This is a genomic window from Bordetella genomosp. 10 (assembly GCF_002261225.1).
In the GTDB taxonomy this organism is placed as follows: Bacteria; Pseudomonadota; Gammaproteobacteria; order Burkholderiales; family Burkholderiaceae_B; genus Bordetella_C.
The window spans coordinates 350,276-368,230 of sequence record NZ_NEVM01000001.1 but is presented as its reverse complement, the minus strand read 5'-3'; the positions used below and the strand labels follow the sequence as shown (position 1 = coordinate 368,230).

General features: G+C 62.8%; 15 protein-coding genes and 1 pseudogene. All 16 read left to right on the top strand.

What is annotated here, in order from left to right; translation table 11 throughout:
* Position 1: 1 nt before the first annotated feature.
* The 16 genes and pseudogenes from CAL29_RS01610 (at position 2) to CAL29_RS01535 (ending at position 17,944) form a co-directional block, all read left to right on the top strand.
* Entirely contained in the window at positions 2 to 1,363 is a 1,362-nt protein-coding gene (locus CAL29_RS01610; protein ID WP_094851259.1) for an MmgE/PrpD family protein, read from the top strand.
* A gap of 179 nt (positions 1,364 to 1,542) precedes the next feature.
* Positions 1,543 to 2,553: an ABC transporter substrate-binding protein gene (locus CAL29_RS01605; RefSeq protein WP_094851258.1), complete on the top strand. Its 1,011-nt coding sequence runs from the start codon at positions 1,543 to 1,545 to the stop codon at positions 2,551 to 2,553.
* A gap of 4 nt (positions 2,554 to 2,557) precedes the next feature.
* Complete coding sequence (locus CAL29_RS01600) at positions 2,558 to 3,430, top strand: ABC transporter ATP-binding protein (protein WP_094851257.1); 873 nt, start codon at positions 2,558 to 2,560, stop codon at positions 3,428 to 3,430.
* The gene (locus CAL29_RS01595) at positions 3,427 to 4,209 is read left to right on the top strand and encodes an ABC transporter permease (RefSeq protein WP_094851256.1); all 783 of its coding nucleotides are present in this window, start codon (positions 3,427 to 3,429) and stop codon (positions 4,207 to 4,209) included. The genes CAL29_RS01600 and CAL29_RS01595 overlap by 4 nt, the downstream gene beginning before the upstream one ends.
* A gap of 13 nt (positions 4,210 to 4,222) precedes the next feature.
* Positions 4,223 to 5,176 carry a substrate-binding periplasmic protein gene (locus CAL29_RS01590; protein ID WP_094851255.1) on the top strand — a complete coding sequence of 318 codons (954 nt, stop codon included), beginning with the start codon at positions 4,223 to 4,225 and terminating at the stop codon, positions 5,174 to 5,176.
* Positions 5,177 to 5,218: 42 nt separating this feature from the next.
* Positions 5,219 to 6,160: a LysR family transcriptional regulator gene (locus tag CAL29_RS01585; protein ID WP_094851254.1), complete on the top strand. Its 942-nt coding sequence runs from the start codon at positions 5,219 to 5,221 to the stop codon at positions 6,158 to 6,160.
* A 239-nt stretch (positions 6,161 to 6,399) separates the two neighbouring features.
* Positions 6,400 to 8,049, top strand: coding sequence for a rhodanese-like domain-containing protein (locus tag CAL29_RS01580; RefSeq protein ID WP_094851253.1), 1,650 nt, complete (start codon positions 6,400 to 6,402; stop codon positions 8,047 to 8,049).
* A 17-nt stretch (positions 8,050 to 8,066) separates the two neighbouring features.
* Positions 8,067 to 9,425, top strand: a complete 1,359-nt coding sequence (locus tag CAL29_RS01575) for an LLM class flavin-dependent oxidoreductase (RefSeq protein ID WP_094851252.1) — start codon at positions 8,067 to 8,069, stop codon at positions 9,423 to 9,425.
* Positions 9,426 to 9,435: 10 nt separating this feature from the next.
* Positions 9,436 to 10,242 (top strand): class II aldolase/adducin family protein, encoded by an 807-nt coding sequence (locus CAL29_RS01570; RefSeq protein ID WP_179283872.1) that lies wholly within the window; start codon positions 9,436 to 9,438, stop codon positions 10,240 to 10,242.
* 158 nt (positions 10,243 to 10,400) lie between these two features.
* Complete coding sequence (locus CAL29_RS01565; RefSeq protein ID WP_094851250.1) at positions 10,401 to 12,014, top strand: ABC transporter substrate-binding protein; 1,614 nt, start codon at positions 10,401 to 10,403, stop codon at positions 12,012 to 12,014.
* Positions 12,015 to 12,078: 64 nt separating this feature from the next.
* Complete coding sequence (locus CAL29_RS01560; RefSeq protein WP_094851249.1) at positions 12,079 to 13,401, top strand: LLM class flavin-dependent oxidoreductase; 1,323 nt, start codon at positions 12,079 to 12,081, stop codon at positions 13,399 to 13,401.
* Between the two features lie 8 nt (positions 13,402 to 13,409).
* Positions 13,410 to 14,579, top strand: a complete 1,170-nt coding sequence (locus tag CAL29_RS01555; protein WP_094851248.1) for an acyl-CoA dehydrogenase family protein — start codon at positions 13,410 to 13,412, stop codon at positions 14,577 to 14,579.
* A 27-nt stretch (positions 14,580 to 14,606) separates the two neighbouring features.
* Entirely contained in the window at positions 14,607 to 15,434 is an 828-nt protein-coding gene (locus CAL29_RS01550) for an SDR family oxidoreductase (RefSeq protein ID WP_094851247.1), read from the top strand.
* Between the two features lie 569 nt (positions 15,435 to 16,003).
* Positions 16,004 to 16,303, top strand: a pseudogene (locus CAL29_RS32240) (ketopantoate reductase family protein); the annotation flags it as partial.
* A gap of 158 nt (positions 16,304 to 16,461) precedes the next feature.
* The gene (locus tag CAL29_RS01540) at positions 16,462 to 16,608 is read left to right on the top strand and encodes a ketopantoate reductase C-terminal domain-containing protein (RefSeq protein WP_094851246.1); all 147 of its coding nucleotides are present in this window, start codon (positions 16,462 to 16,464) and stop codon (positions 16,606 to 16,608) included.
* A 211-nt stretch (positions 16,609 to 16,819) separates the two neighbouring features.
* A complete protein-coding gene (locus CAL29_RS01535; RefSeq protein WP_094851245.1) occupies positions 16,820 to 17,944 on the top strand; it encodes a porin in 1,125 nt (374 codons plus the stop codon).
* Positions 17,945 to 17,955: the final 11 nt, after the last annotated feature.

Sequence of the window (17,955 nt, the reverse complement as noted above, 5' to 3'; positions counted from 1 at the left end):
CATGACCCAAACACGTATCAACGAACGTGGCGAGACCCTGGGCCGCTATATCGCGGATAGCCAGCAGCGGCGCCATCCGGACGAAGTCCTGCACGAGGCCCGCCGAGCATTGGTCGACTACCTGGGGCTGGCTCTGGTGGCCGCGCACGATCCCGTGGTCGTCCCGCTGCGCGGCACCGTGCGCCGCTGGCAGGCGCGCGGTAAAGCCCGCATCGTCCTGGGCGGGACCACCACGCCTGCCTTGGCGGCGCTGGTCAATGGCACCGCGGTGCATGCCATGGACTACGACGACGTCCATTATCTTGGCGCTGGGCATCCCGGCGCCCCCTGCTGGTCCACGGCCTTGGCCATAGGCCAGGAGCATGGCGACGACGAGCAACGCGTCCTGGCGGCCTTCGTGGCCGGCGTGGAAGTCATGGCAAGGCTGGGCGGCGGCTTCGTGCCGGGCGTCGGCCGCAGCCTTCAGCGCAAGGGCTTTCATCCCACGTCGGTGGTCGGGCGCATGGGCGCGGCGGCGGTGGCAGCCAGCCTGTATGGACTGGATGCCACGCGCTCGCTGCACGCCCTGAGCAATGCCGCGACCACGGCCGGGGGCCTGGTGGCGTCCTTCGGCACGCATGGCAAACCCTTCCATGCGGGCAAGGCGGCGATGGACGGTATCCTGGCGGCCGATCTGGCGGCCGAGGGCTACATCGGCGCGAATCATGCGTTCGAACTCCAGGGAGGCTGGCTGGATGCGTTCATCCAGGACCGCCAGGTAGAGGTTCCGCCGCTGGATTTCGACGCCCGTTACGAGCTGCTGCGCAATGGCTACAAGCTCTACGCAAGCTGCCGGGCGACACATGCATCGGCCCAGACGGCACAGGCATTGGTCGATGCCATCCGGGGCCGCGATGTGAAGCGCGTCCGCGTCAAGGTGCATCCCGGCGCCCTGGTCACGGCGGGCAAGACCGCGCCCTCGACGGGATTGGAGGCCAAGTTCAGCGTGGCCTGCTGCGTGGCGATGGCCTTGAGCGGCTACCGCCTGGCATGGACCGATTTCGTCGACGAAACCCTGGCGGACCCGCGCATAAAGGCGCTGCTGCCGCGCATCGAGATCGAGCCTGTCGTGGGCCAGTCGCCCGCGTCAGCCCATGTGACGGTCGAACTGGCCGATGGCGATGTGCTGCGGGAGAGCACCAGCGTCATCCTGGGGCATCCCGAGAACCCGGTGCCGGATGCGGGACTGACGGAGAAATTCCGCGCTTTGGCGGAACCGGTCATCGGGGTCACGGCGGCGGACGCGCTGCTCGATGCCGCCTGGCGGTTCGGTGAAGCCGGCACGCTGGCCCGCATCGATACGCTGCTCAAAGGCGAGAAATAGCGCTGCAACCCGTGGTCGCGCGGGGATGCCGTGGCGCCGCGAGGAACGAATCGCATCGTCCCTCGCGGCGCCACGGCATTTTTTTATCTGGAAAAAGTATTAAGTGGGGCAAATGACGACTCGTACACTTTGCGGCTCACACGGTGCCATATTTCCATCCTCCGAGCCCAGCCCCATCCATGACTGATACCGCTACGTCCACCTTCAAAGCTCGCCGTAACGCCCTCGGGAAAATCGGCTCCTTGGCCATGTTCGGCGCCGGCGCCAGCTTGCTCGCGGCACCCGCCATCGTGCGCGCGGTCGGCGACAAGACGACATTCAAGTATCCACTGAACCCGTCGTTCGACCTGATCTACCTGGCCGAGGACCTGGGTTATTTCGAAGGCACCACGACACGTCCGGAGTACATCGGCCGCGTGTCCTCGCCGCAGATCATCCCGCTGACAAGCATCGGCGAAATCGACTTCGGCTCCCGCATGGTGCCGCTGGTGATCTCCGCCGTGGCCGCGGGCGGCGACATCAAGGTCGTCGCGGCGGGTGGCAAGACGCTGCAGGAAGCGCCGCACATGAAGTACTTCGTGCGCAAAGATAGTGGCATCAGCAAGCCGAAGGACCTGGAAGGCAAGACCATCGGGTTCAACAGCTTCGGCGCCTGCGCGGAGTTCGTGACCAAGACCTGGATGCGCCAGAACGGCGTGGATCCCAACAAGGTCAACTTCGTTGTCGTCCCGGATGACAACGCCGAGCAGACGTTGGTAACCGGCAACACCGACCTCGCGATCATCCACGCGCCCTTCTCGGGCCGCGCCGACAAGTCTCCCCAGTTGACCCGCCTGTGGAGTGATTACGACCTGGACGGCGGCCTGGGAGGGATGTCTCCGTATAGCGCTCACGGCAAGTTCATCAAGGAACATCCGCAGGCCGTGCGCGACGTGGTCACCGCCATCGCCAAGGCCGGCAACTGGGTCAACGCAAATCCCGAGGAAGCCCGCAAGCTGATCTCCAAGCGCACCAACTTGAAGCTCGAATTCGTGGACCGATATGCCTATGTGGAAAACCTGGTCGTCACCGAACCCCCAATCCAGTACTACATCGATGTACTGGAGCGCGAAGGCAAGCTGCAAAAGGGCAAGGTCACGGTCAAGGACATCTACACGAACGACTTCAATCCTTACGCCAAGGCAGCCTGAACCCATGACGGAGAAGATCTCCACGCGGGGCTTGGGCAAGGAGTACGCCGCACGCGACGAGAACGGCAGACGCAGCACCATCAGCGTGCTGCACGACTTCGATCTGGACATACGCGAAGGCGAATTCATCTCCATTCTGGGGCCGTCAGGCTGCGGCAAGTCGACGTTTCTGAGCATCCTGGCGGGACTGACCGAGCGCAGCGCGGGCAGCGTCGCCATCAACGGGCAGGAACTCAAGGGCATCAATCCCAACCAGGGTGTCGTGTTCCAAGGCTATGCGCTGTTTCCCTGGCAGACCGTGCTGGAGAATATCGAATTCGGCCTGGAGATACGCGGCGTTCCCAAACGGGAGCGCCGCCGCGTCGCGCAGGAATACCTGCAACTGGTGGGTCTGGATGGATTCGGCAACCGTTACCCGCACGAGATTTCGGGCGGCATGAAGCAGCGCGTGGCGATCGCCCGGTCGCTCGCCTACAAGCCCGACGTGCTGCTGATGGATGAACCCTTCGCGGCCCTCGACGCGCAGACTCGCGAAATCCTGCAGTACGAACTGCTGCGCATCTGGGAGCAGCACAAGAAGACCATCGTGTTCATTACCCATAGCCTGGACGAGGCCATATTCCTGTCCGACCGGATCGCGGTGATGACGAAGCGCCCCGGCACTATCAAGGAAATCATCGACGTGCCCCTGCCTCGTCCACGCAATCCGGAACTGCGCAACACCGAGGCCTTTGTCCACCTGCGCCAGCGTGCCTGGGACATCCTCAAGGACGAAGTGCAGTTTCTCAATCCCGCGGCAACGCCGCGGCCATTGGGCGCCACCGCCAATCCCGCCGAGCGCGGCAACGAGGCGCGCACCGCGGAGGCCACGCCATGAGCCGATACAGCGCGCGCGGCCGGCTGCGCGACCACGGGCTGGGGCTGGTGGGGATCGCCGGGTTTCTGGTCCTGTGGGAGCTGCTGCCCCGTCTGCATGTGGTGAGTGAAGCGTACCTCAGCCCGCCTTCCCAAGTGCTGCAGGCGATCGAGCAGTTGTTCTCGCAAGGCCAACTGTTCAAGCACATCTGGGCCAGCTTGCAACGTTCCCTCTGGGGCCTGCTGCTCGCCATCGGATTGGGCGTCCTGCTCGGCCTGCTGATGGGACGCCTGCCCCGGCTCGCGAGGGTGCTGGGCCCCATCCTGCAGTTGTTCCGGCAGACCTCGGCATTGGCCCTGTTCCCGGTATTCATCCTGTTCTTCGGCATTGGCGAATCGTCGAAAGTGGCCATCATCTTCTGGGCCTCGTTCTGGCCGGTGTTGCTGAACACGATCAGCGGCGTCACGCAGGTGGATCCCCTGCTCATCAACTCCGCCCGTTCGATGGGCGCGTCCAGTGCATTTGTCTTCCGCAAGGTGGTGTTGCCGGCGGCGGCGCCGTCGATCTTCACGGGTGTCAGGCTGGCAGGCACGTATTGCATCACCGCCCTGGTGGCGGCCGAGATGATAGGCGCGCATTCCGGGCTGGGATTCCTGACGTTGAACTCGCAGGAAGTCTTCCAGATCCCGTCGATGTACGCGGGCATCCTGCTCCTGGCCCTGCTGGGATTGCTGCTGAACTTCGTGCTGTCGCTGATCGAGCGCTGGAGCCTGCGCTGGCGCCAGAGCCTGGCGTCATAAGGGTGGCCAGGTCATGGCGTCGCATTCCTTTCGCTTGCGCGCAACCATTGCCGGCTTGGTCCTGGCCGGCGCGGCGGCAAGCCTGCTGACCCTGTCGTCCGCGGCGGAGGATGGTTTTTTGAGCCACGCGCGACTTTGGATGGAAGGGGTGGCGGGCACGCCCGATTGGCAAGCCCTGCCCCGTGGCCCCCTGCTCCAGCAAGCCACGCAACGTGGGGAGCTGGTGGTGGCCGTACGCGCCTATCCGCGCCCGGCTCCGCCCGGCGTGCCCGCGCCGGCCGAGCCGGATGATTATGATGCCGCCTTGGCACGCTACGTGGCCGGAACGCTCGGCGTGCCTGTGCGCATCGTCAACCTGCCCGCTCCCGGCCAGCAAACCGCCGGCATCTCCGGCAAGCTGGCGCCGCCTTCCCTGCCCGCGGCCGACCTCATCATTGGCGGCACCCGTTATGGCATTCCGCTCGGGGGCGCCGTTAGTGCACCGTCGGCTGAACAGGTCGTGTCGACCCCCTACATCACCGGCCGCGCCGAACTCATCGCGCTACGCGCCGCGCTGCCGGACAAGGCTGCCGGCCACAGCGTGTGCCTGCAACAAGGCAGCCCCTATGCGGCCAGCCTCGCGGGCGAGCAAGGCGCCCAGCCGCTCGTATACGCTTCCAGCGTCCACGCTGCCTATGCCTTCATGAGCGGCGACTGCGACATCCTGGCCGAGGATAACGAAGTGCTGAAACGCCTGCTGGCGCGAGAAGACTGGCGCTTCTATAAGCCGGTCCCCGTCAAGGTGCGGGCTGGGCAAGGTGCGCAGATCATCCTTAGCCGCCCCGATGGCGAGTCGGCGCGCTACCTGGACAAGGTGGTGCGGCGATGGCTCGCCAGCGGCGCGCAGCAGGAAGCACGCCAGGCGCGCGCCGGTGAAGTGAGTTTTGAAGTCGCCACCTTGAAGGACGGCTTGGTCTGCCATAGTTGATTGGGTGGCCCTGAGCCCCCACAACCCCGTCAGGAGTTTCCCATGGAACTACGCCATCTCCGCTACTTCGTCGCGGTGGCGGAAGAGGAGAACGTAACGCGTGCAGCGAAGCGCCTGCAGATGCGTCAGCCTCCTCTAACTCAGCAGATCCAGATCCTGGAGCGCGAGCTCGGCGTCCAACTGTTCCACCGCAGTCCGCGCAAGATCACCCTGAACGATTCAGGCCGCGTCTTCCTCGACGAAGCTCTGCGGTTGCTCAAGGCATCGGAGCAGGCCATCGCCAAAGTGCGCATTCAAGCGCGGGGCTGCCGATCGATGCTGCGGGTCGGACTGACTACATCAGCCCTTTTGCACGAGCGTACCCAGGCCCTGTTACATGCCTTCCGACTTCAATACCCGGACGTGGAGGTCAGGATCGAGGATGGGGCAACGCTGGATCTCCTGAATGCGGTTGACGACGAATCCCTGGACGTTGCACTGATTCGAACAGAAACGACCGACTATCCAGGTTTGGAATCCCAACGGCTCGCGGACGAGCCCCTGGTCGTGGCGATGCCCTCCACGCACAGGTATACGCAGGCGAAATCCCTCAATCTTGCCGATCTCCACGACGAAGAGTTCATTCTTCCCATACAGAAAGCCAACAGAGGAATGAGCGGGACGCTGATACAGAATTGTGAGATGGCAGGCTTTGCACCACGAGTCCGTCATGAGCCCCGGCGCACCAATGCAGCATTGGGAATGGTGGCTACTGGCATGGGCATTGCCGTAGTGGCCGCCAGCGTGCGGTCTTTTCCCCTGCAGTTCGTCACGTACCGGCCGCTGGCTCCCCGATCATCCTATGTGGCGCCGCTGAACCTCGTATCGAGGCGAGAGGCCCGATCCCCCGCGTTGGCGGGCTTCCTTGGAAAGGCGGCGGAGCTTGCGGAAATCCCCTTGTCAGTACTGTCCACGCCCACGCTGTTCCGGTCATCTGGCAGTTGAGCGATGGATAGCGCGACTGCCCGCTGACTTGCATATCCTCCGCGTATCAATACCCGCTTGCTGGGACCTCCGCACGAGGCGGCAGACTTACGCTCGTTATATCCCATACATATGCTTATTTTTATAGCAAGCAAGTATTTTCCTCGTCTCGTGCCCGCCGCCTAACATCTTCTACGCTGCTGCCCCGGCCAAGCCGATAGTCGGACCATCCAGATAGCCTCTTTACAGCGAGCGTAGCCATGAGTACTTCATCAAATTTTCGCTCGGTCTCTCCGACCGCGCTGCGTGACGCCCTGCTCGGGCCGGCGGAAATCGCCGTCATCGACGTGCGCGAACAGGGTCTTTTTGCCCGCAAGAGCCTGCTGTGGGGAATCAGCATCCCCTATTTCCGGCTCGAACTCGAAATCGCCCGTCTGGTGCCACGGCTGGACACCCCTATCGTTCTCGTGGATGCCGATGGGCAAACCCTGCAAGCCGCTGCCGAAAGACTACAACGTCTGGCTTACACCGACATTGCTTTACTCGAAGGCGGCGTCGACGGCTGGGAAGCCGCCGGACTGGAGGTCTTCCAGGACGAGAACGTGCCGGGCAAGGCCTTTGGTGAGTGGATCGAAGAGAAAGCGCAGACGCCTCATATCGACGTGCGCGAGTTGCGACGGCGCATCGCCAGTGGTGAGGACGTCGTCATCGTCGACGGCCGCACTCCCGCTGAATTCAAGAACTTCTCCCTACCTGGGGCATTCAACGTTCCGAATATCGAACTTCCCTACCGTATTCGCGAACTCGCACCGAAGCCCGATACGCTGGTGGTGGTGAACTGTGCGGGTCGAACTCGCAGCATCGTCGGCGCCCAGACCCTGATCGACGCGGGGATACCCAATCCCGTCGTTGCGCTGGAAGACGGCACGATGGCCTGGTTGCTGAATGGCCTACAGCTCGAGCATGGACGCGTGACCGAACTGCCTGAACCCGGCGCGGTCCACTTGACGCAAGCGCGGGCTGCCGCCGCGGACCTGTTGCAACGGGCTGGCGTGTCCTATGTCGACGACGCCGGCCTGGCCCGCCTGAGCGCTGACACGCGCCGCAGCCTATATCTTCTGGATGTGCGTACCGAGGAAGAATACGTCGACGGTCATCTTCCAGGCTGGTGGTGGGTGCCGGGTGGTCAGTTGGTTCAAGGACCAGACAAGCATATCGGCACTCGGGGCGCGCGCGTCGTCCTGGCGGACTGGGATGGCGTGCGCGCACCGGCAGCCGCGGCCTGGCTGGCGCAATTCGGCGTCTATGACGTTCATCTTTACCGCACAGGCACGCCCGCCGATTTGCAACTCGGACCGGCCCCGAGGCTGTTGCGGCTCGATCCCGCCGTTGGGCCGACTCCGTGGATCGCTCCCGCGAGCGCCCACGGGCGGCAGCGGGACGGGGCCGTCATCATCGACATCGATAACAGCCTCCAATACAGGAAGCAGCATCCGGAAGGCGCCTGGTTCATCGCACCCCACCGCCTGCGGGAATTGAGCGCCAGCAAGTTCCCTGGCAAATCCATCCTGTTGACGTCGCGCGATGGTGTTCTGGCGGGCCGCGTCGCGGCAGCGCACCGGACCGGCGAGCTCGACGTACGGGCTATCCAGGGCGGCACCGAAGCCTGGAAGCGCGCCGGCCTACCGTTGGGCAACGGTGACCAGCAGCGCCTGACCGGCGAAGACGATACGCGCTACGGCGCGTACGTCTACGCCGAAGAGGCAGTCCGTCATCAACGGTTCCGAGAATATCTGGCGTGGGAACACGGCTTGACCGCACAGTTGAAGCGGTCTGGCGGCGAGGCACATTACCGTCAGATTGAACGTCCCGCGCCGGTTTTCGAGGCCGCGCCGGCCGCCACCCGTTGATTATCGGTTAATCAGCCATGGCCAAGCACCGCCCGTCACGCCAAATGCACCTGAATGTCTTCCTGCGCAATATCGGTCAGCACGAAGCCGCCTGGCGCTTGCCAGAAGCCCGCACGGAGGACGTCGTCAACATCGTTCACTATCGCCATCTAGCGCGGGAGGCGGAACGCGGCAAGCTGGATGCCATCTTCCTTGCTGATCATCCCGTCCTTAATGCACGGTCCCAGGACCGGCCGTGGGATCTGCTGGACCCTCTGATCCTGGTAGCTGCGCTCTCCGGCGTCACCGACCACATCGGCCTGGTGGCGACGGGTTCAACGACTTACAACGATCCCTACAGCCTGGCGCGTCGGTATGCCTCCCTTGATCATGTCAGCCGGGGCCGCGCAGCCTGGAACGTCGTGACGACGGTGAACCGTGAAGCGGCGGGCAATTTCGGGCTGCCGGCGCATCCCGACCCCGACAGCCGCTACGCGCGCGCCGAGGAGTTCCTGGAAGTGGTGCTTGGGCTCTGGGATAGTTGGGATGACGACGCCATCAGGGCCGACAAGTCGGCTGGCGTGTTCCTGGATCGCAGCAAGGTGCATCGCATCGACCACGCTGGCGACTACTTCCAGGTGGCGGGCCCGCTGGAGGTGCCGCGGTCACCGCAAGGCCGGCCGGTGCTGTTCCAGGCGGGCTCGTCCGGTGCCGGCCAGCGCTTGGCCGCGCGTTACGCGGACGCGATCTTCACAGCGCAAACACGCCTGGAGGACGCACAACACTTCTATAAAGGATCGAAAGCCCAGGTTGCGCAGGCCGGGCGCGATCCTGCTCAAGTCCTGGTATTGCCTGGCATCAGCTTCTTTCTCGGCGGTACGGAGGCGCAGGCGCGCGCGCTGCAGTCATCGTATGAAAACCTCATTCTGCCCAGCTATGGCATCGCGGAACTGCTGCGGATCACGGGGGAGGATTTCAGCGGACACGACCTTGACGCAACGGTCCGGATCCCGCCGCGGCGCTCCGGTCAGGAACACTTGCATAGCCGGCGAGAGCTGGTGCAGGACCTCACCGATCGCGAGACGCTCACCCTGCGACAGCTACTGCGCCGTTTGAGCGCCGGGCGGGGCCATTACCCGATCGTCGGAACGCCGGAACAGGTCGCCAGCGAGCTGATCCGCTGGTACGAGTCAGGCGCTGCCGACGGCTTCAACCTGATACCGCCCAGCCTGCCCGCTTCCTTGACCGATTTTGTCGACCAGGTCATCCCGATCCTGCAATCTCGCGGGATATTCAGAAGCGATTACGGAGGCGCCACATTACGCGACCACCTTGGCATAGACCGCCCTGCCACACGGCGCCAAGCCGTACCCAGCAACGATGCCACGACCGTTTAAGGATCCCAGCATGAGCATCAATCCCAGTTCCATTCCATCTCAATCCGCCAGCTATTCCAACGAAGAGTGGGCGGCCCGGGTCGAGCTTGCCGCGGCATTCCGACTGGTGGCCACGCTCGGATGGACAGACCTGCTGTCATCGCACATCTCCTTGATGGTGCCCGGCACCACTGACCAATTCCTGATCAACCGCTATGGCCTGCTCTTCGATGAGATCACCGCCTCGAATCTGGTGAAGGTCGGTTTCGATGGGACGGCCGACGGCCAAGCTATCGACGCCATTCCCGGGCAGCGTATCGTGGGCAGCGGCGCGTGGGCCATCCACAGCGCGGTACACATCAGCCGTCCCGACCTAAAATGCGCCATCCATCTGCATACGCGCGAAGGCGTGGCCGTAGCCAGCCAGAAGCGCGGATTGCTGCCGTTGACACAGATGGCACTCTCCATCCTCCCTTACGTCCGCTACCATGACTTCCTGGGTTTCTCCGACGAGGACGAGCGCGATAGCATTGCGTCCGATATCGGCGATGGCAGCGTGCTCATTCTGCGCAACCACGGGACGCTCACCGTGGGCGAGTCCGTTGGCGAAGCGTTCGGCTTTGCCTGGCGGATACAACGCGCTTGCGTCATGCAGCTCGCGGCCCAGATCGGCACGGTAAGCACCGAACTCAATGAGTTACCGACCGAGGTGATTGAGCGGGCATCGACGCAAGCGTCCCGCATCGTCTCCAAGAACGGCTGGGCGCGTATCGGCGGCAATGACTGGGAGGCGCTGCGCCGCAGCCTCGACAGACAGACGAAAGACTACCAGCGCTGACCAAGCTCCCCCGCGCAGTAACTCGCCGCCAATAGGCCTCACTCAACGATCCACCCTGCTGCGTGCCCTCTTTCTGAGGGTACGCGGGGCGCTCCCGCGCGCGCTCTCCGGGACACCTGCTACGCAGGGCCACCGTATTTCTACAAAGATTCCATCCCATGCTTCGCAAACTCGTGCGTACCCTGCTTGTCGGCGCCAACCTGACGCTAGCCATTCCTGGCATTGCCGGCGCAGCGCCAACCGGCCTCGCCGCCGGACAGACCCCGGTGCGGGGCGGCACCCTGGTCGTCGCGGTCAACCCGGACCCCGCACAACTCAGCACGGCTTTCCATAATCAATATGCCAATGCCGTCGCAGGGAGCAATATCTTCGAAGGCCTGGTGTCTTACGACAAGGACAACCGTGCTGTCCCGGCACTGGCCACTCGCTGGGAGGTGTCCGACGACGGCCTGAGCATCGCGTTCAAGTTGCGTAGCGGCGTCCGTTGGCATGACGGCAAACCTTTCACTTCCGCGGATGTGCAATACACCGCCCTGGAAGTATGGAAAAAGGTCGGTCCGCGCGCGCGGGTAACCTTTGAGCCTTTGCTGGCCGTGGATACACCGGATGCATCCACGGCGATCTTCCGGCTGCGGCGTCCGGCGCCTGTCATTCTTAACTCGCTGGACGCGGCGGAAGCGCCGATACTGCCGCGCCACCTCTATGAGGGAACGGATGTGCGCAGCAATCCCGTCAATCAGCATCCGGTCGGCACGGGCCCCTTCCGATTCAAGGAATGGAAAAAATCGCAGCAAATCATCCTAGAACGCAATCCCGATTATTGGGATAGCGGCAAACCCTATCTCGACCGCGTCATCTTCCGCAGTCTGCCCGACAGCGCAACCCGAGCCGCGGCGCTGGAAACCGGGGAAATCCAGTATCAACCCTTTGGCGGGGTGCCCCTCGCCGACGTGAAGCGGCTGAAGTCGAATCCAAACCTCGTGTTCGAACCACATGGCTATGAATACAACGCCCAGGTGTTTTATCTGGCATTCAATCTGCGCCGTCCGCATGTAGACCAGGTAAAGGTACGCGAGGCTATCGCCTATGCGCTGGACAAGCAGGGGCTGGTCGACACCGTCTGGCACGGCGTGGCCCGAACCGCCGACAGCCCCATCGTGCCGGCACTGGGCGATTTTTATGCGAAGGACAAGCCTGCCTATCCTTACGACCCCATCGAGGCGGAGAAACTGCTGGACGAAGCCGGCCTGCCGCGCAAGCCGGATGGCAAACGCTTCACCGTGAAGCTGGACCTATCCATCAATGGCGAAGCGTTTCCCCTAGCCGGCGAGTACATCCGGCAAAACCTGGCAAAGGTCGGCATCGACGTCAAGCCTGTCCTGACCGAGCAGGGTGCGTTCCTGAAGCGAATCTGGACCGACTACGACTTCGACATCCTGTTCCAGGGCTTCTCCACCCTGATGGACCCGGAACTTGGATTGACCCGTCTCGTCTGGTCCAAGGCCGGCGCCAAGGGCGTGCCCAATGTCAATGCGTTCGCTTACGCATCGCCGCGCGTCGACGCCCTGATCGCCCATTACCAGCAAGAGCTCGACCCGCGCAAGCGCTATGAAGCCTTTCATGATCTGCAGCGCGTACTCCTGACAGACCTGCCCCTGATTCCCGTCATGGAGGCACCCTATTTCACTTTCTATAACAAGCGCGTGCACGGCGTGGACACCAGTTCCGATGGCGCCCGATCCTCGCTCAAGGATGCCTGGATAGAACCCTGACCCGCCCACAACGCTTCCGCGGCCCGCCCCTTTCCCAACCCGAATTTCAGTAAAAGCACAGGTCATGGCAACGCCACCGAGAAAACTTCATTTCAATGTCCATGTCTCCTTTGGATCGAATCACGAAGCGGCCTGGCGTCTGCCTGACGCCGCCAGCGCCGATCTCACCCACTTCGAAGCGCACCGCCAGGTTGCGGTCACCGCTGAACGCGGCAAGCTGGATGCCGTCTTCTATGGCGACCAACCCATGCTCTACTCCAGCATCGGCTATCGTCCCAGCGAGCAACTCGACCCCATCGCGCTACAGGGGGCGTTGAGTGTCGCCACGAGCCACATCGGCTTGGCGGTCACCGCATCCACGTCGTTCAACGAGCCCTTCAATCTGGCGCGCAAGCTGCTCTCGCTGGATCACCTGTCCAAGGGGCGGATCGGCTGGAACATCGTGACGACCAATAGCGACAACGCGGCGCGTAACTTCGGGCTCGACGACAGACTTGCCCACGCCGAGCGCTATCGGCGCGCTGAAGAATTCGTCCAGGTCGTCACGCGACTCTGGGACAGCTGGTTGCCAGGTGCTGTCGTAAACGACAAGACGAATGGCGTCTACGCCGATCTGACGAAAATCCGCCAGATCAATCACCAGGGCAAGTATTTCAAGGTGCTGGGTCCGCTGAACCTGCCGCCGTCGCCACAGGGACGGCCCGTGCTGATCCAGGCCGGATCGTCGGAGACGGGCATTGCATTCGCCGCCCGCCACGCCGATGCGGTGTTCACGGCGCAGGACACGCTCGCGGGCGCCCAGTCCTACTACCGGCGCATCCGGGAGCAAGCCGCGCGCTCGGGACGCAATCCCGATAACCTTCGGGTCATGGTCGGCCTGAGTCCGATACTGGCGGGCACTGAAGCTGAAGCGCAACGTCTGGCCAAGGATCTGGAAGAGCTGATCGTACCCGAGGCGGGTCTGCGCCAGATCCGCCATTTCACGGGTGTGGACCTGAGCGGCTATCCGCTCGACAAGCCGGTTCCCCTGGAGGCATTTCCCGCTCTGGACAATATAGAGGGGCACCGTAGCCGCGCCACCATCATCCTGGAATCCTCCAAACGCGAAAATCTCACGGTGAGGCAGCTGATCGGGCGCCTTGCGGGAGCCCGTGGCCATCAGACCCTGGTTGGCAGCGTGGAGCAGGTTGCCGACCGTATCGCCGAATGGTTCGAGAACGGCGCGGCTGACGGCTTCAACTACATGCCTGCAGTGCTGCCGCAGGGACTGGACGCCTTTGTGGACGGGGTCATCCCAATTCTGCGTCAACGCGGCCTCTTTCGCTACGAATACGAAGGAAGCACACTGCGGGAGCACTACGGCCTTCCTGCCCATATTCAGAAGTAAGGACGGGAATGGACGCCATCTTCACCAGGAAACACCGGGACATCATCGACAAGGTGACTTATCTAGGCCGCAGCGCCTTTGCCCCACGCGCCGCCGAGCATGACATCCTGGCCGCGACGCCTACCCGCAACCTCCAAGACGTCGTCGCGGCCGGCTTGAACGCAGCTGCCTTGCGCGAGGAAATCGGCGGCCTGGGCGGCGGCGCGTTGGGATTGGATCCGCTTGCGTCACTCCTGATTGTCGAGCACTCCGCGCGGTACTGCCTGTCCACCGCCCAATGCCTGCACATCCACTACAACACCTCGCACCGTCTCGACCAGACCGCGAACGCGGACCAGATCGAGCGAATCATCAAGCCCATCGTGGATCAAGGCGCGTTCGTCAACAACACAGGCAGCGAACCAGGGCGCACTGGCCGCGGTCTTCTTAATCTACGGACATCCGCCAGAAAAACCGATGGCGGGTGGCTGTTGAACGGCGTCAAGAACTACTCGACGATGGCCGATGTGGTGCATTTCAATGCCATATCCGCTGTCGTCACCGATGGCGATACCGGCAAATCCGCGATTCAGTTCTTCGCCGTGCCAAGGCATGCCGCTGGCTTGACGATAGAGCCGGACTCCTGGGATCCCATGGGCATGCGGGCCGCATACAGCCCCACCTTGACCCTGAGAGATTGCTTCGTCGCAGACCGTGACGTGTTGGGTAAAGCTGGCGATTATGCGCGCGGCCGCTGGACCGCGAAAAGCCATCTCAGCTTCGCCGCACAGTATGTCGGCGGAAGCGAAGGCGTCGTCGACTTCCTGTGCGACTACATCCCGAAGCGGGGCACATCCGGCAATTCGCATACGCAACTGCGGCTGGGCGAAATCCGCATCGCCATCGACGCCGCGCGCAACAGTCTCTATCACGCTGCCTGGCTATGGCAACAAGGCGCCACCGACAACGCCGAACTTGCTTCCATGAAAGCGAAGCACGTCGCACTGAAGTGCGCAACAAGCGTCATCGAAAAATCAGCGCAGATAGCGGGCTCCAGTGCCCTCACGGCGCGCAGCGTGCTGTCACGCTTCCTGCGCGACCTGCGCTATCAATCGTTGCACGAGAATCCGGACACGACAGCCACTGAAATCGGCCGGGCGCTGCTCGGGGAGCACTTCGACGTCAGCGCGCGCCTATGAATTTTTCTCAACTACCTTAGATTAAATATGGATCTGAATCTGAAAGGCAAGATCGTGCTCGTGACAGGCGGCACCAAAGGAATTGGATTGGAGACGGCCAGGGTGTTTCTACGCGAGGGCGCAACGGTCGCAATCGTATCGCGAAGCCAGGCCAACGTGGACAAGGCGCTGCGGGCGCTGGAAGGATCGGGAGCGGTCTTGTGGGGAAAGGCGGCGGACCTCAGCAATGCCGGCGCGGCGGCGCGACTGGCCGCGGACGTCGAGCTGGAGGTTGGGCCGATCGACATCCTGGTCAACAGCGCCGGCAGCGCCAGGCGCACCGCAGTGGACGACCTCGGTCCTGACGCCTGGCAAGCCGGCCTCTGCGCCAAATTCTTCTCCTACGTCTACATTCAGGACGAAGTCCTGAAACGCATGCGGGCAAGAGCCGAAGCTGCAGGCACGCTTCCTGGCGGCGTTCACGAGCGTCAGCACGGCGCAGTCGTCAATGTCGTGGGAATGGGTGGCAAAGCACCTACGGAAACGCACCTTCCTGGCAGCGCCGCCAATGCCGCGCTGCTGATTTCGACAATGGGGCTCGCCCAGTTCTATGGTCGCTACGGGATACGCATCAATTCGGTGAACCCCGGCGTTACCCTGACCGACAGAATGGAAGAGACGCTGCGCGCCGAAGCACAACGCCAGGGCATAGACAGGGAGGAAGCCTATTCGCGTGGCGCGGCGCGCTCCCCTCTGGGCCGCTACGGCAGACCCGAAGAGATCGCCAATCTCATCGCCTTCGTCGCCAGCGAGAGGGCAAGCTACATCGTCGGCGCGTCCATCTCCGCGGACGGCGGGCAACGCGCCATCCTCTAGCGCCCGAGAGGCAACGAAACCACCAAGTCTGGTGATGAAGCATCTGGCGGTGTAGCTGAACAACACATTAACAGACCGATTCCAACGATGTTTATGCCGTTGAGAGTGCATACGAGGGGCCACGACGGAGAGCCTAACGCAACAGCAGTAGCCCCGCGCTTTCGCTGCGACGCCCAAAACCAAGGCGGTATTTAGTAATTCGCAGACGGATCCAATCCGACGTCGCAATGACCGCCATATCCTAAAAATATCGAATCGACAAGAACGGGAATTTTACAGAACAGCACATGGAGTCGAGACTGAAGGCAATGCGTAAACACCTATCCAAGCATGTCTCTTTTATCCAAGTATCGATCTTCCATGTCGCCACGCCCCGTACTATCCAGCCGTTCAATCAACGACGAGACCCTCACCGCCGTTGACGCGTCAATTCTCAATACCGTGCATACAGGTTATGACCTCGCATGCGTCGATCTGCTTAGCGCCATGTTCAAGCGCCACCTCCAGGCGCGGGGGAGCGCTGGCTCGGCGCCGGCCGCCGGCAAGCACCAGATATTCCCGGGCTGGCGATGAAGATTGCCGTTCTCGGTGCAGGCGCCATCGGCTCCTTCTTTGCCGCCTGTCTGGCGCGTACAGGCCTGCCGGTTAGTGTCGTGGTCCGCAAGAGCCAGGTGAAGGCCATACGCACGCATGGCCTGCGTTATCAAAGCGAGCACGAATCCTGGCATGTGGCCGTTGCCGCCACGGTCAACGCCCGGGGTCTGGGTCCCCAGGATGCCGTCATCGTCGCCGCCGAAGCGCACACTCGTCCTGGCTCCGTTGCCGACTTGCTGCCGCTCCTAGACGCAAGTACCCCTGTGATATTCGCGGTCAATGGCTTGCCGTGGCGGTACTTCCATAAGCACAGGCTGTCTCCAATCGCGTGCCTCACTCTGGCCACCGGTAAGGAGGTGGCCGAGACTCCGGTTTTATGCGACCTCTTCGCACGATGTATCAGCGAAACCGGACGTGTTCCTAAGCGCTTGATGTGCAAGTCGACATCGTCGCGCGGCCGGGCCGCATGCGGCAGACGCCGCACCGGTCGTCGATGCTCCAGGATCTGCTTGCCGGCAAGCCTCTGGAGATCGATGCGCAGTCGCTCGCAGCACAGGTCTGGCCACGCCAGACAATTTGACATGGCCACGCCCACGCTCGATCTGCTGCTGGCGTTGCTGCTTCAGCGCGCAGACGCTGCGGCCCGCCGCTCGCTTCCTGGCGCCTAGGCCCTCGCCTCTTCCGTCTTCTCCATTCATCCGCCATCCGCGCGGAGGGCGGAGTTTGTCCTGCGCTTTTGCTCCGCAGTTTCAAAAGCGCCCTTTCCATCCCACCTTATCAAAGCATCAATAATGAAACGCTACACGCTCGCATTAGGTCTGACAACGATATCCCTGGCCACCCCCTCATTCGCCGCAACCAGCTCGGTCACGCTATACGGCATCGTTGACGCAGGCTATCAATCGTTTCGTATAAAGGGCGAAGGCAGCTCACAAGACCTAGTGAGCGGCGGCGAATCCGGCTCACGCTGGGGCCTACGCGGGTCGGAGGATCTGGGCGACGGCCTGAAGGCGAACTACCAGCTTGAAAGCGGATTCGACAGCGCCAATGGACAGTCCACGCAGAACAACCGGCTGTTCGGCCGCGCGTCCTGGGTCGGCCTGAGCGGTTCCTGGGGCGAACTACGCGCCGGCCGGCAGACGTTGGCGGCCACCGACTACACGGGCGTCTACAGCCCATTTGGAACCAGTTTCAAACTGGCCGGCGGGGGCAGTTCCGTGAACAGCAACACTACACCCCGCGCCGATAACTCATTGAAGTACATCAGCCCTGCATTCAACAACCTGCAAGCCGCCGTCAGCTATGCCTTCGACGGTCATCTGGCGCAGAATACCGACGGGAGGACGAATCCCTATTTCAACAACGGCAGCGACCGCATTCTTAGCGTCGTGACACGCTACCGGGCCTCCACCTGGCAGCTGGTCAGCTACTATCAGGCGGCCTTTCTCCAGGATAATACGTACTCATCCGGCGTACACCAGGATGTGCGGCCGCGTGAGTACGGCGTCGGCGGCACCGTCAATGTGGGTCCCGTCACCCTGCATGGAGCGTTCGCCCAGCACCGTGACGCCTACATCAACGGCATACTCCCGAACAACACCGGACAAACGGCCGTCTTCCGCGGCGGCTTGGTCAACGGCTATACCCTGGGGGTCTCCGCAAAGCTTGGCACGGGCACAGTGCTCGCGCAGTACCAGCTGAGCGACCCGAACCGCGGGGTGCGCCGCAACGACCAGCCGGGACACACGCAACGGATCTACAGTCTCGGCTACTCCTATCCGCTGAGCAAGCGCACCAACCTCTACACCTACGTCTCCTATCTGGACGGCGCCTGGTTCGACAGTGCGACCACGGGCGTGTCGGCCAGAGACTGGAGCGCGACACAATTCCTGATCGGGATGAGGCACAGCTTCTGATGCTGTAATGG

Excerpts from the sequence above, each read along its gene's own strand:
- CAL29_RS01610 (WP_094851259.1), top strand. The coding sequence starts at position 2 with ATGACCCAAACACGTATCAACGAACGTGGCGAGACCCTGGGCCGCTAT.
- CAL29_RS01605 (WP_094851258.1), top strand. The coding sequence starts at position 1,543 with ATGACTGATACCGCTACGTCCACCTTCAAAGCTCGCCGTAACGCCCTC.
- CAL29_RS01600 (WP_094851257.1), top strand. The coding sequence starts at position 2,558 with ATGACGGAGAAGATCTCCACGCGGGGCTTGGGCAAGGAGTACGCCGCA.
- CAL29_RS01595 (WP_094851256.1), top strand. The coding sequence starts at position 3,427 with ATGAGCCGATACAGCGCGCGCGGCCGGCTGCGCGACCACGGGCTGGGG.
- CAL29_RS01590 (WP_094851255.1), top strand. The coding sequence starts at position 4,223 with ATGGCGTCGCATTCCTTTCGCTTGCGCGCAACCATTGCCGGCTTGGTC.
- CAL29_RS01585 (WP_094851254.1), top strand. The coding sequence starts at position 5,219 with ATGGAACTACGCCATCTCCGCTACTTCGTCGCGGTGGCGGAAGAGGAG.
- CAL29_RS01580 (WP_094851253.1), top strand. The coding sequence starts at position 6,400 with ATGAGTACTTCATCAAATTTTCGCTCGGTCTCTCCGACCGCGCTGCGT.
- CAL29_RS01575 (WP_094851252.1), top strand. The coding sequence starts at position 8,067 with ATGGCCAAGCACCGCCCGTCACGCCAAATGCACCTGAATGTCTTCCTG.
- CAL29_RS01570 (WP_179283872.1), top strand. The coding sequence starts at position 9,436 with ATGAGCATCAATCCCAGTTCCATTCCATCTCAATCCGCCAGCTATTCC.
- CAL29_RS01565 (WP_094851250.1), top strand. The coding sequence starts at position 10,401 with ATGCTTCGCAAACTCGTGCGTACCCTGCTTGTCGGCGCCAACCTGACG.
- CAL29_RS01560 (WP_094851249.1), top strand. The coding sequence starts at position 12,079 with ATGGCAACGCCACCGAGAAAACTTCATTTCAATGTCCATGTCTCCTTT.
- CAL29_RS01555 (WP_094851248.1), top strand. The coding sequence starts at position 13,410 with ATGGACGCCATCTTCACCAGGAAACACCGGGACATCATCGACAAGGTG.
- CAL29_RS01550 (WP_094851247.1), top strand. The coding sequence starts at position 14,607 with ATGGATCTGAATCTGAAAGGCAAGATCGTGCTCGTGACAGGCGGCACC.
- CAL29_RS01535 (WP_094851245.1), top strand. The coding sequence starts at position 16,820 with ATGAAACGCTACACGCTCGCATTAGGTCTGACAACGATATCCCTGGCC.